The sequence below is a fragment of the Nocardiopsis sp. B62 genome (assembly GCF_018070675.1).
In the GTDB taxonomy this organism is placed as follows: Bacteria; Actinomycetota; Actinomycetes; order Streptosporangiales; family Streptosporangiaceae; genus Nocardiopsis; species Nocardiopsis prasina.
The window spans coordinates 238,217-253,903 of record NZ_JAGPXK010000006.1 but is presented as its reverse complement, the minus strand read 5'-3'; the positions used below and the strand labels follow the sequence as shown (position 1 = coordinate 253,903).

Here is a 15,687-nt window from a genome sequence, read left to right as displayed (position 1 = left end):
GCGGCGGGGCCCGTGCCCGCCGGCGGGCTCAGCTGGAGGTGATCGCGCGCGCCTGGGCCAGGTCCGCGCGGATACGCTCGACACCCGTGGTCAGCTGGGGCAGCTGGTGGTTGGAGTTGTGCAGGTCCAGGAGCCGCTGCCGTTGGCGGTCGGCGGTGCCGCACATCACCAGCCGGGTCGCGAAGGCGCCGACCATGCCGACCAGCCCGAGCATCGCGACCCACATCAGGAGGTCGGCGAACACGTCCCACACGGGGGTCACGGAGAGGACGAGTCCGAGGGGCAGTCCGATGAGGGAGAACCGGCACCAGCGGATGATCCGTCCGGTCCGGTTCTGGAGCTCCACCTTGTTCACGAGTTCCTCGTGGGTGGTGGACACCTCGGAGTAGCGGGTCTCCCAGTAGCGGCGCTGCCTGGCCAGGGCCTGGAGGGTGCCCAGCGAGCCGTAGACCGCCGCCGCGTACCCGGAGTTCTCGGGCGTCCCGGAGTTGGAAACGCGCTGCCACAGGATGTCCACCCACTCGGCGACCCCGGTGTCGCCGGTGTCGTCGGGCGGGACCATCAGCTGCGGGTTCAGGAGGAAGGCCAGCACCAGCGCCGGATTGACGTTGGGCTGGCTCGACCGCCACCCCACGAGCCGCTGGGAGAGCTGTTCGTGCAGGAGGGTTCCGGCGCGCTCGGCGCGGTCCAGGTGTTCGGCCAGCCGCTGGTACTCGGCGCTCTCGGGGCCCTGGTGGGCGCTGAGGACGCGCAGGAGTTCGGGGCGGGCCAACAGGACCATCTCGTTGCTGAGCGGGGCTCCGGTCAGGAGGGGGCCGGGGTCGGCGAAGAGAGCCCGGAGCTCGGCCAGGGACACGCCCCGCCCACGAAAGACCGGCGGCAGGTCGGGGCGGGTCTGCGCGACGAAGGAGGCGACGGCGAGGTTGGCGTCCCGGACCTCGCGCCGGAACAGGGAACGGTCGACGATGGTGTCTTCGAGGTCGTCCATGAGCCAGGCGCCCAGGGCGGCGCGCTCGACGGGGTCGCTGAAGACCTGGACCGCGGCGCCCCAGTTCTGCTGCATGGCCTCGGCCAGGCCGCCGGGTTCGTGGAACCGGACGCTGACGAAGTGGTACGGCGGTGTGGCCCCCGAGTGCCCGGTGTTCGAGGTGTGGAACCCGCTGGGGGGCGGAGGGTAGGGGCCCGACGTGGCCGCGGAGTACCGGCCTCCCCCCTGCGGGGTGTACGCCCCGTTGGGGGGCGAGGGGTAGGGGCCGGACTGCTGGGCGTGTGCGGCGCCCTCCCGCGCGTCGGACGGCGCCATCCGCGTGTAGGTACGGGTGGGGGCGGCCTTGGCGTCCCCGGCCACCCTGGTGGGGTTGAGGGGGTTCGCACCACCGGGCGACTGACCGGCGACCCTGGTGTGGTCGATGCCGATCCGGGTCCGGGCGTCCGGTCCGTCGGCACCGGGGGCGACCGTGGTGGGCGCGGGGTCGCCGCCGGGCCCGGCGGCGCGGGCCGGACCGTTCCCGGCCGGGGCGGAGATGAGCCACCGCATGAGGGTCTCGGCGTCGGGCCGGGCCGAGGGTTCCTTGTCCAGGCAGACGCGGATGGTCTCGGCGAACGCGCCGTCCAGTCCTTCGAGATCGGGCTGTCCACCGAGGATGCGGGCGATGCGCGCGGCCTGGGTGGGGCCGGGGAAGGCCTCCCGTCCGGTGGCGGCGAACACCATGACCGAGGCCCAGGCGAAGACGTCCACGGCAGCGGTCAGCCGGGCACCCTCCAGCTGTTCGGGGGCCATGTAGCCGATGGTGCCGACCACCCCGCTGGCCGTCACGGAGGTCGACTCGACGGCGCGGGCGATCCCGAAGTCGATCACCCTCGGGCCGTCCGGGGCGAGCATGATGTTGTCCGGCTTCAGGTCCCGGTGGACCACGCCCGCCGCGTGGATGGCGGCCAAGGCCGTCGCGGTTCCGATGGCCAGGCGCTGGAGCTCCACTCCCGTGCGAGGGCCGTCCGTTTCGACCGAGGCCTGGAGAGTGGGGCCGTCGATGTACTCGGTGGCGATCCACGGCTGGGCGGCGTCGGGATCCGCGGCCAGGATCGTGGCGACGCAGAAGCCGCTCACCCGCTGGGCCTGCTCCACCTCGGCTGCGAAGCGGCGCCGCATGTCCGCGTCCCCGGACCAGCTCGCGTGCAGAAGCTTCACCGCGGCACGGGTGCCGTCCCGCGCCTCGCCGAGGAACACCTCGCCGAAACCGCCCCGCCCCAGGGAGCGCAGCAGTCGGAAGCCACCGGCCTCCTCCACTCGCATGCCCTGGCCCTGAGGGTCGTCCACAGCCCGCCCCGTCTCTCATAGGTCGTTGTCCGGCCCCGAGCGGGGCGCCATGTCAGGGTGCCACAGTGAACTGACCCCGCGTACACGGACTCGGTTCCGTCCCCGGGGCATCCGATGCCCCGCCGTTACCTGCGGGTGCCCCTGTGGTCACCGCGCAGGACGCGATCGACCAGGTCGTCCCGCAGGGCCCCGTAACCCGTGGCCGCCCAGACGCTCTCCTCGGCCGGTACCTCGTAGTAGGGCACCTCACTCCGCCGGTGGTGGTCGGGGAGCACCCGGGGACGGCGCCGCTCCCGGACGGCCCTGGCGCACTCCGCGCACAGCGGGACGCGGACGCTGCGGGTGCCGCCGAACTCGCGCCACTCCGTCTGCCTGGTGGTGGTGCCGTGCAGCGGGTTGGCATAGCAGTGCGACCGGGGCTTACGGGACCGGGACCGGCTGCGCAGGATGGCGTCCTCCGCCATGTCGAGCAGGACGAGGACCCCGGCCGCGTCGGGCAGCGTGGGTTCGGTGGCGAGCATGCGGTCGTGGACCTTGGCGGCGGCGGAGCGGGCGTCCAGGGCGTGCTGAAGGAGCCGGGTGGCCTCCTCGCTCTGGGAGCGCGAACGCAGCTGGCCCAACCGCTCCCCCAGTTCGACGAGATCCGTGGCGCCCCGCTCCACCAGCCTGTCCAGGGCGGCGCGGTCGGCGTTGTCGAACCCGGCGTGCTGGGTGACGGCCAGGGTCGGGAGCGAGGGCACCCGGGCACGGCGGGAGCGCCAGACCGCGCCGACGGCCAGGAGAAGCGCCAGGGCGGCGACGGACGGCCACAGCCAGCCGGGCGCTCCCGCGCCTCCGCCCCGCCAGAGACCGGACATCGGGCCGGCGGCGTCCTCCCGTTGTTCGTCATAGGCCTCGCTTGCGGCGGTGTAGGCGGCTTCGGGGTCCTCGGACAGGGCCGTCTCCACCGAGACCTCGACCAGCTCACCGAGGTTGCCGCTGAACCCCGTGGCGTAGGAGGAGGTGAGGGCGCCGTAGTGGGCGGGAAGGTCCGTTCCGCTCCCGAAGTCCCGCCCGTGCATGCGGTCGTTGGCGAACACCAGGATGTGGGCCCGGCCCCCGCCCATACGGTCGTGGACCAGGACGGCCAGGTTCTCGGGGTCGCCGTCCCAGGTGTCACCCTCGACCATGGGCACCGCGATCACGTACAGGGGCAGGTCGGAGCCCTCGATGAGTTCGACGGTCTCCTGGCGGACCTCCTCGGGCAGGGCGCTGGAGTAGGCGGGGTCGACGTGGACCGGCGACTCGGCCAGAGAGGAGGTGATCGTCTCGGAGGCGTTCTCCGGCATGGTGTCGGCCGGTGAGGCGGCGGCGGGAGCCGCCGCCAAGAGGGTGAGGGCCAGGGCCGCACCCAGGACGGAAGGGACCTCGAACCTACGCATCGCTCTCCTCCAGAATCCCGTCGACGAGTGCGCGCTGCGTCGATCCGTAGTTGGTGTGCACCCAGACGCGGTCCAGGCTCAGGTGCGGGACCCAGGCCCCGCCGATCCGCAGTTCCAGCACGCGTGCGGCGCGGGCGCCGTTCTGGAGGTCCAGGCAGGCGTCGCACAGCGGGCGGCGCCCCGGGACGACCACGACCCTCCCGTTGCGGTCCGCCCGGCCGTGCAGGGGGTTGGCCGAGCAGACCGGCCGCCGTGCGACCCCGGGGTCCCCGGAGATGGCCGCCCGGGCGCGCCGGGCCAGGACCGTGACCCCGAGGAGGTCGAGGGCGTCCGTGGGGCGCCGGAGCACGACCAGGGCGGCATCGGCGTCGCGCATGGCCGACGCGGGAACCTCGCCGTCCCCGGCCGCCTCCAGCTCCCGGACCATGGCCCGGGTCTCCGAGAACGCGAGTCGGCGCAGCGCGCGTGCCCTCATGCGCGTCCGGCCGCCGACCGTACCCCCGCGCACGCCGCGCAGGGCGACCACCAGGAGGAGCAGCGCACCGAAGACGATCCCGGAGAGCACCGGGCCGACCACCAGGAGACAGGGCAGGAAGCCGTCACCGAGGAACCGCGCGGACCTCGGCCCGGGATCCTCGGCGTGGAAGTACGCGAAGCGGGGTTCGGTGTCGGGCTGGCCGGGGTCAGTGGGAAGCGCGGTGAGGGCGGGCAGCGCGGCCTCGAGCGCCTCGGCCGGGGAGTCGGCGGCCACGTCCCGGACGGCCGAGCTCAGGTCGTAGGGGTCGATGCCCAGACCCGAGGATCCGGCCGCGAGTTCGACCCGGCCCTCGAAGCCGGTGGTGGCGACCAGGTACACGGACGGTCCCTCGGTGAGCGCGGCCAGGGAGTACGCCAGCACCTCGGGGTCGCCCTCCGACTCGTCGGACGGGCTCATGGACATCACCAGGGCGCGGACCGGGATCTCGGTGTCCTCCAGCCGCTCGGCGGTCGCGGACAGACCGGAGCGGTCCATCGTGACCAGGGGCGCGACGTACAGCGGCGCGGACTCGGTCTCGGAGACCAGGCGTTCGACCCGCTCGGTGTTGGCGACGTAGGGCGGGGCGGACCGGACGTCCGGGGTCTCCCAGGCGGTCTCCACTCCTCCCTCGGGCACGCTCATCATGTAGGCGTGGGGACCGGCGACGGCGGCACCGGCCAGGACCAGGGTGACGACGGTCACCAGGGGTACTTCGTGGCGCCGTCGACGGCCGCGCACGGAGCGCCACCACACCCAGATCACGCCCGTCCCGAGGAGGAACCCGGAGGAGAGCCCGGAGAGGGTGCCGAGGTTCTCGGCGCCGACCGAGCGGGTGGGGTCGACGTCGTCGAGGAACTCCGTCCAGAGGACCGCCAGCGCGCCCGGTTCGGTCTTCTCCTCGTGGCCGTGCGCGGGCGCGGAGGCCTCGCCGCGGAGGCGTTCGACGATGACGGCGGCCACCTCGTCGACATCGGAGTCGTACTCCAGTCGGGGGTCGTCGCCCAGGGAGCGCACGCTCTCCTCCACGGGGAGGTCGAGGCCGCGCACCTGGATCTCCTGCCCGTAGGTGTCCGGCCGCAGGTGCACGTACAGGCCGTCGCGCCCGAGCCGGTCCACCACCGGAGTCAGGATCGAACCCGCTTCCCAGTCCGGCCCCGGCCCGGGGAAGGGGCTGGCGATCACGTGGTAGGGGACGTCGAGGGTGGAGAAGAGCGCGTGCAGCTCCCGTTCCAGCTCCGCCACGTCACCCTGGCCCGCGAGGGAGTCGTCCACGACCACGGCCGCGCCCTCGGGGCGCTCGGCGAGCTCGTCCGCGTAGTACTCGGCCGGGGTCCGGGTGTCCTCGTGGGCCTCGACCGCCTCGGGTGAGGGTTGTGCCAGGGCCGCGGGCGCCGTGGCGAGCACCGCCAGGAGCGACGCGGCGCACGACACCAGGGTGCGTCGGAGCAGGTCCGTGCGCCATGGGAGGAGACCTGGTCCGGGGGGCGAGGGCATACACAAGAGCATATCCGGACTTTTCGGTCAGGCCAGAACGCGCGAGGGGCCCCAACACGAGAAGGGCCGCCACCGTCGGTCGGACGGTGACGGCCCTCGAAGCACCGCGATCGCGCCTGTGGGCGCGGGCGGCGGTCTCGGAACGCCTCTCGCTACTTGGCGATCAGCTGGCGCAGCACGAACTGGAGGATGCCGCCGTTGCGGTAGTAGTCCGCCTCACCCGGGGTGTCGATCCGCACCACGGCGTCGAACTCGACGCCGGTGTCGGTGGTGACCTTCACCGTGGTGGGGACACGGCCCTCGTTCAGCTCGGTCACGCCGGTGACGGAGAAGGTCTCCTCCCCGGTCAGGCCGAGGGAGTCCGCGGACTGGCCCTCCGGGAACTGGAGCGGCAGGACGCCCATACCGATGAGGTTGGAGCGGTGGATGCGCTCGTAGGACTCGGTGATGACCGCGCGGACGCCCAGCAGGCTGGTGCCCTTGGCCGCCCAGTCACGCGAGGAACCCGAGCCGTACTCCTTGCCGCCCAGGACCACCAGCGGGGTCTCCTGCTCGGCGTAGTTCTGCGCGGCGTCGTAGATGAACACCACCGGCGCGTCGGCCTTGGTGAAGTCGCGGGTGTAGCCGCCCTCGGTGCCCGGCGCGATCTGGTTGCGCAGGCGGATGTTGGCGAACGTGCCGCGGATCATCACCTCGTGGTTGCCGCGACGGGAACCGTAGGAGTTGAAGTCGCGACGCTCCACGCCGTTGGCCTTGAGGTACTCGGCCGCCGGGGTGCCGGGCTTGATGGCACCGGCCGGGGAGATGTGGTCGGTGGTGACCGAGTCGCCCAGCTTGGCCAGGACCCGGGCACCGGAGATGTCGGTGACCGGCGCCGGGGTGTGGCCCATGCCCTCGAAGTACGGGGGCTTGCGGACGTAGGTCGAATCGCTCTCCCACTCGAAGGTGTTGCCGGTGGGCGTGGGCAGCTCGCGCCAGCGGTCGTCACCGGCGAACACGTCCGAGTACGCGCTGGCGTACATGTCCGAGGCGATCGCGGAGTCCATGACCTCCTGGATCTCCTCGGCGGTCGGCCAGATGTCGGCCAGGTAGACGGGCTGGCCGTCCTTGCCGGTGCCCAGGGGCTCGGTGGTGATGTCGACGTCCATCGACCCGACCAGCGCGTAGGCGACCACCAGCGGCGGCGAGGCCAGGTAGTTCATCTTCACGTCCGGGTTGATCCGGCCCTCGAAGTTGCGGTTGCCGGACAGGACCGCCGAGACGGCGAGGTCGTTGTCCTGGACCGCCTGCGAGATCTCCTCGGGCAGCGGGCCCGAGTTGCCGATGCAGGTGGTGCAGCCGTAGCCGACCAGGTTGAAGCCCAGCTTGTCCAGGTACGGGGTCAGGCCGGAGCGCTCGTAGTAGTCCGTGACGACCTTGGAGCCCGGGGCCATGGAGGTCTTGACCCACGGCTTGCGGGACAGACCCTTCTCGACCGCCTTCTTGGCCAGCAGGGCGGCGCCCAGCATGACCGAGGGGTTCGAGGTGTTGGTGCACGAGGTGATCGCGGCGATCACGACGGCGCCGTGGTCGATCTCGGTCTCCGTGCCGTCCGCCATGGTGACCTGGACGGCCTTGTGCGGACGCGCGCCGTTGGCCGGCTGGGCCGGGGAGTCGGAGGCCGGGAAGGACTCCGCACCCGCCTCGTCGGCCTGGTCGGAGACGTAGTCGCTGATGTCGTGGCGCCAGGTCTGCTTGGCCGCCGACAGGGCGATGCGGTCCTGGGGACGCTTGGGACCGGCGATGGAGGGGACGACCTCGGCGAGGTCGAGCTCCAGGTACTCGGAGAACTCGGGCTCGTTGGCCGGGTCGTGCCAGAAGCCGTTGGCCTTGGCGTAGGACTCGGTCAGGGCGACCTGCTGCTCGGAGCGTCCGGTCAGGCGCATGTACCGGATGGTCTCGTCGTCGACCGGGAAGATCGCGGCGGTGGAACCGAACTCCGGGCTCATGTTGCCGATGGTGGCGCGGTTGGCCAGCGGGACGGAACCGACGCCCTCGCCGTAGAACTCGACGAACTTGCCGACGACGCCGTGGTCGCGCAGCTTCTCGGTGATGGTGAGCACGAGGTCCGTGGCGGTGGTGCCGGGCTTGAGCTCACCGGTGAGCTTGAAGCCGACCACGCGCGGGATGAGCATGGAGATCGGCTGGCCGAGCATGGCGGCCTCGGCCTCGATGCCACCGACGCCCCAGCCCAGGATGCCCAGGCCGTTCTGCATGGTGGTGTGCGAGTCGGTGCCGACGCAGGTGTCGGGGTAGGCCTGGCCCTTGCGGTCCATGGTGACGCGCGCGAGGTGCTCGATGTTGGCCTGGTGCACGATGCCGGTGCCGGGCGGGACGACCTTGAACTCGTCGAAGGCGGTCTGGCCCCAGCGCAGGAACTTGTAGCGCTCGTAGTTGCGCTCGTACTCGATCTCGACGTTGCGCTCGAAGGCGTCGGGGCGACCGAAGAGGTCGACGACGACGGAGTGGTCGATCACCAGCTCGGCGGGGGCGAGCGGGTTGATCTTGTCCGGGTCGCCGCCCATGTCGCGGACGGCCTCGCGCATGGTGGCGAGGTCGACGACGCACGGGACGCCGGTGAAGTCCTGCATGATCACCCGCGCGGGGGTGAACTGGATCTCCTGGCTGGGCTGGGCCTTGGCGTCCCAGTTGCCGAGGGCCGTGATGTGCTCGGCGGTGACGTTCGCGCCGTCCTCGGTGCGGAGGAGGTTCTCCAGCAGCACCTTCAGGCTGTAGGGAAGTCGGTTGTAGCCCTTGACGGCGTCCAACCGGAAGATCTCATACGACTCGTCGCCAACGCGCAACGTGTCACGGGCGCCGAAGCTGTTCGCGGACACGGTGTCTGCCTCCTGATCTCGCCACTTTGTCCCCAGCATCCTGCCCCATGGGGTGGATGCGGGACCTACTGAGGCCGCCCTAACCGGATCACCGGGGCACGGGGGTCGCGGGTGAGCACCCCCACCGCCTCCGTAATCCATCAGGGCCGCTTTGACCTGCGACGACGCCACATCGTCACCGGTCGCGGCCAACTGGCCGCGGACACTCACGGGCCCGGGACGCGCTGCCGAAAAGCGGTCGACCTCACAGGCCCGGGCCGGGAGCGGGTGGGGGGAACCCCGCTGTTATCTTGATGTCAAGGTATCCAACTTGTATCTCGATATCAAGTTATTGGGCGGGGCGCATCCCCCTCGGACACCCCCCGTGCCCGGTCCCCTTCAGTCCAGCTGCGGTGCCACCGCCGAGGCGACCAGCTCCAGGTGGTCGAGGTCGGACAGGTCCAGGACCTGCAGGTACATTCTCTCCGCACCGGCGGCCGCGAACCGGCCGATCCGCTCCACGATCTCGTCGGGAGTCCCGGCCAGACCGTTCTGGCGCAGTTCCGACACGTCGCGTCCGATCCGCGCGGCCCTCTTGGACACCTCCGCCTCGTCACGACCCGCGCACAGCACCTGCGCCGCCGAGTACACCATCGGCACCGTACGCCCGGACGCCCGCACGGCGTCCGCGGTACGCCCGAAGGCCGCCTCGGTGTCCTCCAGCGAGCAGAACGGAACGTTGTACTCGTCGGCGAACTTGGCCGCCAGCCTCGGCGTGCGCTTGGGGCCCGTTCCGCCGATCAGCACCGGCGGGTGCGGACCCTGCTGCGGCTTGGGCAGGGCCGGGCCCTGCGCCAGCCGGAAGTGCCTGCCCTCGTACCGGAAGGTGTCCCCCACCGGGGTGGACCACAACCCCGTGATGATGTCGAGCTGTTCCTCGTAGCGGTCGAAGCGCTCCCGCGCGGAGTCGGGGAAGGGGATCCCGTAGACCGCGTGCTCCTCCTCGAACCACCCCGCGCCGAAGCCGAACTCGACCCGGCCTCCGCTCATGCGGTCGACCTGCGCGACGGAGATGGCCAACGGGCCGGGGTGGCGGAAGGTCGCGGCCGTCATCAGGGTGCCCAGGCGGATCCGGGAGGTCTCCCTGGCCAGACCGGCCAGGGTGATCCACGCGTCGGTCGGGCCGGGGAGCCCGCTGACGTGGTCCCCCATGGACAGATAGTGATCGGACCGAAACAGCCCGTCGAAGCCGAGGTCCTCAACGGCTCGGGCGACGGCGAGTTGGTCCTCGTAGGTGGCCCCCTGCTGGGGTTCAAGGAAGATCCTGAGGCGCATACGCCCCATTTTCTCCCACCGCACCGACCGTTCGGAAACCGCCGCGCGGGTACTGTGGAAAAGCCGAGGTCAGCGCCGACAGAACCCGGCCGCCCCCGCCCGAACCGTTCCGTCCCCGACCCGCGATAGCCCTCCACGTGAAGCTTCTCCGCCGCGCACGACGACGCGCACCCGCCTACGGACCCGACAGCGCCGATCCCGTGCTGTTGTCCGCCGTCGCAGCTGGGGAGACCGAAGCCCTGGAGATCCTGCACCGAAGACACGCTCCCTGGCTGCGGGCCCGGCTGCGCTACCGCTGCTCCGACAACGACCAACTCGACGCCGCCCTCCAGGAGACCTTCCTGGCTGTGTGGCGCAACGCCGGTTCCTTCAGCCCCCGCCCTGGGGACAGCGACGCCGGGGCCTGGCTGTGGACCATAGCGATCCGCCAGCTCATCTCCCAGCTGCGCAAACGCGCCAACCGTTGGATCGCCGAGAGCGAACCCGAACCGTACGAGACGATCGGCGACGCGTCCGCCGAGGACACCGTGCTGCTCAACATCGAGCACGGACCCCTGGGCGCGGCCCTGCACGAGCTCTCCCCCGAACTGCGCTCGGCGATCCAGGCCACCGTGCTCGACGGCCTGACAGTGCGCGAGGCGGCGGAGATCCTCCAGATACCCGAGGGAACCGTGAAGACACGGGTCATGCGCGCCAAGGCGCGGCTACGGGAGGCACTGACCACATGAGCTGGCACCTGACCCGCGACCAACTCCACCGGTACGCGGCCCACACCGCCGACGACGTCACCGCCATGTCCGCCGAGGCCCACCTGACGCACTGCGCCCACTGCCGTTCCCTGCTGCCCGCCGACGAGGACTGGCTGGACCGCAGCTGGGCCGACCTGCGCGACATCGTGGACCAGCCCCGGCGCGGCGCGGCCGAACGCCTGCTCTCCGCGATCGGCCTGCGCGAGAGCACCGCCAAGCTCCTGGCCGCCACCCCGCAGCTCTACCGTGCCTGGCTGGGCGCCACCGTGCTCGTGCTGGCCATGGCGCTGGCCTTCGCGCACGAGGTGCCGCGCGGCTCCCTGCTGTTCTCCATCACCGCGCCGGTCGTGCCACTGATCGGGGTGGCCCTCGCCTACGGGCGGGGGGTCGACCCCGCACACAGCCTCACGTCCGTCACCCCCCTGGCCGGGTACCGGCTCCTGTTCCTGCGAACAGCGGCGGTCCTGGTCCCCGCCCTGGTGCTGTGCACCGCGGCGGCGTTCCTGATGCCCTCGGTCTCCACACTGTCGGAGGCGGTCTTCTGGTTGCTGCCCGCCCTGGCCATGGTGGCCGGGTGCCTGGCGCTGGGCCGGTGGATGGCGCTGAGCCTGGCCGGAGGGGTCGTCGGCGCCGCGTGGCTGCTCGCCCTGGTCCTGCTCGGGGCGACCGACGGCCTCGACCCGCTGCTGCTCTTCACACCGACCGCGCAGGCCAGCTGGGCGACGGCGCTCGCCCTGTTGGCCGGGGTCGTCCTGCTCCGGGTGAGGGCCGCGTGAACACCGGCGCCAGGAGCGAGGCGGTCTCGACCGCGAACCGGGTCAGCGTGAGCGGGCTGATCCGCAGCTACGGCACGCGCCGGGCCCTGGACGGGATCGACCTGGAACTGGGGCCTGGGGTGACGGGCCTGCTCGGCCGCAACGGCGCGGGCAAGACCACGCTGATGCGCTGCCTGGCCACCGACCTGGAGGCCACCGGCGGCCGGATGCGGGTGCTGGGACGCGACCCGGAACGGTCCGCCGACCGCACCGAGATCCGCCGCCGGATGGGCTACCTTCCGCAGTTCCCCTCGTTCTACCCGCACTTCACCGTGTTCGGTCTGCTGGACTACGTGGCGGTGCTCAAGGAGCTGGGCGGGCGCCGGGAACGCCACGACGAGGTCCGCCGCGCCATGCGCAGGGTGGATCTGTACGAGCGCAGGCACAGCCGGGTGCGACGTCTGTCCGGCGGGATGCGCCAGCGCCTGGGGCTGGCCTCGGCGCTGCTCGGCGATCCCGAGCTCCTGCTGCTCGACGAGCCCACCATCGGCCTGGACCCCGAACAGCGCATCCGGTTCCGCGACCTCGTCTCCGAACTCGCGGTGCGCAGCACGGTGGTGCTGTCCACGCACCAGATCGAGGACGTGTCCGCGTTGTGCCGCCGGGTGCTGTGCCTGGACCAGGGCCGGGTGATCTTCGACGGCACGCCCGGCGAGCTGGTGGCCCGGGCCCGCGGTCGGGTGTGGGAGCAGGGTTCGCGCCCCGAGGAGGGCGTGACCTCCTGGCGGCTGGCGGACGGCCGCTACCGCGTACTCGTGCCCGAGGGCGTCGAGAACCCTGACTCCGCCGCGCGCGTCCCGGTGGAGCCGTCGCTGGAGGACGCCTACCTCCTGCTCACAGGTGCACGGAGCAGCACCCGGTGAGCGCCGTCCCGACCTTCTGGGCGCTGACCCGGTTCAACCTGCGCCACCTGTTGGTGAGCCCGGTGTTCCTGGTCGTGGTGCCCGTGACCCTGGTCGGGCTCGTGTACTCGGCGTACCAGCCTCCGATGCCGACCTGGTCCGACCTGATCGACCAGGTCAGGCTCCAGGCGCTGGGACTGGCCGCGGTGATGTTCGCTGTCACGACCTTCCCCGCGATCCGGGAGGTGCGCCATTCGGAGGGGTTCGCGCTGCCGTTGTCGGCGCGCGCCCGCCTGTTGTCCCTCTCACTGGCGTCCGTGCTGGTCACGTCGGTGTGCGTGGGTGTACTGGTCCTCTCCTACCTGGTGGTCAACTCGCAGCCGACCGCCGGGACGGCCAGCCCGCCCGCGGTCCTGGCCCTGTTCGTGCTGGCCTGGTGCGGGCCACTGGGTGCGGTGGCCAGTGCCGTCTGGACCCGTTCGTACACCCCGCTGGTGGTGTTGCTCCTGCTCGTCCCCGCGTACCTGCTGTACACGGTGACGTCCATGGGGACCAGGGCCGACGAGATCCTGCGGCGGCTGAACGGCGTGGCCCGGTGGGTGCTGGACCCCCTTCCCATCGACGAACCCGCCGTGACAGCACTCGGTGTGCTGTCCCTGGTCCACATCTCGTTCATGGCAGCCTTCCTGCTGGTGTTCGCGCTCGCGCGGCGGGAGGGCTCGTGGGTCCTGCGGCCGGTCACGCTGGGGGCGGCGGCGCTGCTGCTCGTTGGAGTGGCCTTCGTCAACGTGTACGCGCAGCGGACCTACTCCTACGAGACGCCCTTCACCGACCAGGACCTGTACGGCGCCGAGGCCGACCCGTGCCGGGTCCGGGAGGGCGTGACCTACTGTCCCCTCCCCGGCTACGAGTCCTGGATCGACTACTGGCACGCCGCGCTCTCTCCCACGGTGGCGCGGATACCCGATCACGCCCGGGACCGTCTGCCAGTGGTGTGGCAGGGCACCCAGCACCTGCGCCGGGACGTCCGCGAGTTCCAGACCGGTGGGCTGGTCTTCCCGCGCTCCACCCAGCCGTTCCCGCCGCCGGGGACGGTCATCGTGTTCGACGAATGGGACCCCGAGGTTCCTTACTACCGCGACGCCCTGGCCATCGAGGTCACCATGAACGTGCTCGGCCTCCCCAGGCACTGGGACCACTCGTGCTCGGGCCAGGGACAGGCCAGGATCGTGCTGGGGGCCTGGCTGGTGTCGGCGGACGAGCGGTTCTCCGAACCGGAGGGCACCGAGGCGGCGGAGGAGTTCCTCTCCTACTACGACCCCTCCGAACTCGACCTGCGGATGACGCACGCCCTGCTCGACCTGCCGCCGAGCACCGTCTCGGACGTGCTGGAGGAGCACTGGGAGTCGCTGCTGTCAGCGGACACCACCACCGAGGAGCTGGCGGAGCTCCTGGAGCTGCCCCTGACCGCTGACGGGACGATCCCCGCCCCGGCCTGGGAGTTCGCCCAGTGGAGTGTCAACCCCTTCCCGTACGACTCCGACTGGCGTCACCCCGTCTGCCGCTGACCCCGCCCGCGGACTCGTACTCACGCACCACGCGTGTGCGCCCCCGCGACCGGTCTCCACCTCGGTCAAGAGAACCCCGAGGTGTCCGGTTGGTCCGGTTCACGTTAGCGTGGGGGTGTGAACTACTACTGGCACAAGGTCCTTCCGCCGCTGTGCGCCTGACCGGGCGCACCCGCTGACCTCCCCGGACCCCGAGGCCCCACCGTCCCGGTGAGCGGCCGGTCCGTCGTGCGCCCGTCAACGCATCCATCCCAGGCGTCCAGACGGAAAGTACGAACGTGCCAGAACACTCCTCCCCCACCACCACGCCACAGCACCGGCTCACCGGTGGCGCGCTGCCCATCCTCGGCGCCGCCGTCCTGTGGGGCACCACCGGAACCGCCAGCTCCTTCGCGCCCGACGGCGCGCACCCGGCCGCGATCGGCTCCGCCGGGCTGGTCCTCGGCGGCCTCCTGCTCTTCCTGGCCGGCCGGGGTTCCACGGCCCTGGTCACCGGCTCCGACGCCCGGACCAGGTGGGTGCTCCTGCTCGGGGCCGTCGCCGTCGCGGGATACCCGCTGTCCTTCTACCCCGCCGTCGCCAACGCCGGAGTGGCCGTCGGCACCGTGATCACCCTGGGCAGCGCCCCGGTCTTCTCCGGGCTGCTGGCCTGGTGCGTGGACCGGGTCAGGCCCACCGCGCGCTGGGTGACGGCCACCGTCGCGGCCGTGCTCGGCTGCGCGGTGCTGGTCCTGGGCCCCGAGCTCACCGGCGCCGCCAGCTCCACCAACGCGCTGGGCGTGTTCCTCGCACTGGTCGCCGGGTTCTCGTACGCGCTGTACGCGATCATCGCCGAGAAGCTGATCCGGCGCGGGCACACCTCGGGCGCGGTCATGGGAACGATGTTCGCCGGGGGCGGTGTCCTCGTGCTGCCCGTGGTGCTGGCCACGGGAACCGCGTGGCTGGCCACCGTCAGCGGCGCGCTGGTCGCCCTGCACCTGGCCCTGTTCACGGTGTTCCTCGCCTACTGGCTGTTCGGCCACGGGCTGCGGCGCACCTCGGCCTCCACCGCGACCACACTGAGCCTGGCCGAACCTGCCGTGGCCGCGGTGCTGGGCGTGGCCTTGGTGGGTGAACGCCTCCCCCTGGTCTCCTGGTCCGGGCTGGTCGTCCTCGCCCTGGGCCTGGCCGTCCTGAAGGCACCTCGGCGCCAGCGCTCCTGAACCCCGGGTGGCGCTCCGCAAGGGCGGAGCGCCACCCGCCTCCGGTCAGCCGAACCTGCCCGTGTGAGGGCGGTTTCGGCGCATCGGTCCGGGTCAGGTCCCCACGGTGACCTCGACGGGCCCGGGGTAGAAGGCGACGTGGTCGGCGATGTCGGAAACGGCGTCGTAGGGCTGCTCGTAGGCCCACACCGCGTCGGTGAGTTCCTCGTCGCCAAGGACCAGGTCGTAGTAGGCGGCGGTGCCCTTGTAGGGACAGTAGGTGGTGGTCGAGCTCCGGCGCAGGACACCGGGGTCGACATCGGCGAGCGGAACGTACCGCACCGGCGGGTAGCCCGCCTCGCGCAGAGTCAGCGCGGTGGTGCTCCGCGCGATCAACCGGTCCCCGACGCTCACCCGCACCGCCTCGGTGGTGGGTTCGACGGTGATGGGGTGGTCCTCCCCCGGAACTCTGCCGTTCTGTGCCATGAGGGCGCTCCTTCACTGGTGGTTCCCGATCCCACCGTACGGCGGGGGGTTATCGAAGTGCCTATGGCCCTTCCCCTGGTAGACGGCGTACGAACGTCAGTACGCTT

11 protein-coding genes are annotated in these 15,687 nt (G+C 71.6%); 5 read left to right on the top strand and 6 right to left on the bottom strand.

Annotated elements, in window-relative coordinates:
- Positions 1–28: 28 nt before the first annotated feature.
- The 5 genes from KBX21_RS09820 to KBX21_RS09800 form a co-directional block, all read right to left on the bottom strand.
- Positions 29–2,317 (bottom strand): serine/threonine-protein kinase, encoded by a 2,289-nt coding sequence (locus KBX21_RS09820; RefSeq protein WP_053107231.1) that lies wholly within the window; start codon positions 2,315–2,317, stop codon positions 29–31.
- Between the two features lie 125 nt (positions 2,318–2,442).
- Entirely contained in the window at positions 2,443–3,738 is a 1,296-nt protein-coding gene (locus tag KBX21_RS09815; protein ID WP_210841693.1) for a hypothetical protein, read from the bottom strand.
- Positions 3,731–5,749: a hypothetical protein gene (locus KBX21_RS09810; RefSeq protein WP_247665472.1), complete on the bottom strand. Its 2,019-nt coding sequence runs from the start codon at positions 5,747–5,749 to the stop codon at positions 3,731–3,733. The genes KBX21_RS09815 and KBX21_RS09810 overlap by 8 nt, the downstream gene beginning before the upstream one ends.
- Positions 5,750–5,901: 152 nt before the next feature.
- Positions 5,902–8,664, bottom strand: coding sequence for an aconitate hydratase AcnA (acnA, locus tag KBX21_RS09805; RefSeq protein WP_199776444.1), 2,763 nt, complete (start codon positions 8,662–8,664; stop codon positions 5,902–5,904).
- Between the two features lie 339 nt (positions 8,665–9,003).
- Entirely contained in the window at positions 9,004–9,939 is a 936-nt protein-coding gene (locus tag KBX21_RS09800; protein WP_049566163.1) for an LLM class F420-dependent oxidoreductase, read from the bottom strand.
- 137 nt (positions 9,940–10,076) lie between these two features.
- Between KBX21_RS09800 and KBX21_RS09795 the strand changes: the two genes are divergently transcribed.
- The 5 genes from KBX21_RS09795 (at position 10,077) to KBX21_RS09775 (ending at position 15,115) form a co-directional block, all read left to right on the top strand.
- Complete coding sequence (locus KBX21_RS09795) at positions 10,077–10,667, top strand: RNA polymerase sigma factor (protein ID WP_049566158.1); 591 nt, start codon at positions 10,077–10,079, stop codon at positions 10,665–10,667.
- A complete protein-coding gene (locus KBX21_RS09790; RefSeq protein ID WP_210841692.1) occupies positions 10,664–11,464 on the top strand; it encodes a zf-HC2 domain-containing protein in 801 nt (266 codons plus the stop codon). The genes KBX21_RS09795 and KBX21_RS09790 overlap by 4 nt, the downstream gene beginning before the upstream one ends.
- Complete coding sequence (locus KBX21_RS09785; protein WP_307869183.1) at positions 11,461–12,366, top strand: ATP-binding cassette domain-containing protein; 906 nt, start codon at positions 11,461–11,463, stop codon at positions 12,364–12,366. Before KBX21_RS09790 ends, KBX21_RS09785 begins: the two co-directional genes overlap by 4 nt.
- Complete coding sequence (locus KBX21_RS09780) at positions 12,363–13,913, top strand: hypothetical protein (protein WP_210841691.1); 1,551 nt, start codon at positions 12,363–12,365, stop codon at positions 13,911–13,913. Before KBX21_RS09785 ends, KBX21_RS09780 begins: the two co-directional genes overlap by 4 nt.
- 278 nt (positions 13,914–14,191) lie before the next feature.
- Positions 14,192–15,115, top strand: coding sequence for a DMT family transporter (locus KBX21_RS09775; protein WP_049566148.1), 924 nt, complete (start codon positions 14,192–14,194; stop codon positions 15,113–15,115).
- Between the two features lie 93 nt (positions 15,116–15,208).
- Here the strand turns inward: KBX21_RS09775 and KBX21_RS09770 are convergent, their stop codons facing one another.
- Positions 15,209–15,580, bottom strand: a complete 372-nt coding sequence (locus KBX21_RS09770) for a DUF427 domain-containing protein (RefSeq protein ID WP_049566144.1) — start codon at positions 15,578–15,580, stop codon at positions 15,209–15,211.
- Between the last annotated feature and the right edge of the window lie 107 nt (positions 15,581–15,687).

Coding starts and splice junctions, on each gene's coding strand:
- KBX21_RS09815 (WP_210841693.1), bottom strand. CDS start 3,738: ATGCGTAGGTTCGAGGTCCCTTCCGTCCTGGGTGCGGCCCTGGCCCTC.
- KBX21_RS09800 (WP_049566163.1), bottom strand. CDS start 9,939: ATGCGCCTCAGGATCTTCCTTGAACCCCAGCAGGGGGCCACCTACGAG.
- acnA (WP_199776444.1), bottom strand. CDS start 8,664: ATGCTGGGGACAAAGTGGCGAGATCAGGAGGCAGACACCGTGTCCGCG.
- KBX21_RS09770 (WP_049566144.1), bottom strand. CDS start 15,580: ATGGCACAGAACGGCAGAGTTCCGGGGGAGGACCACCCCATCACCGTC.
- KBX21_RS09810 (WP_247665472.1), bottom strand. CDS start 5,749: ATGCCCTCGCCCCCCGGACCAGGTCTCCTCCCATGGCGCACGGACCTG.
- KBX21_RS09790 (WP_210841692.1), top strand. CDS start 10,664: ATGAGCTGGCACCTGACCCGCGACCAACTCCACCGGTACGCGGCCCAC.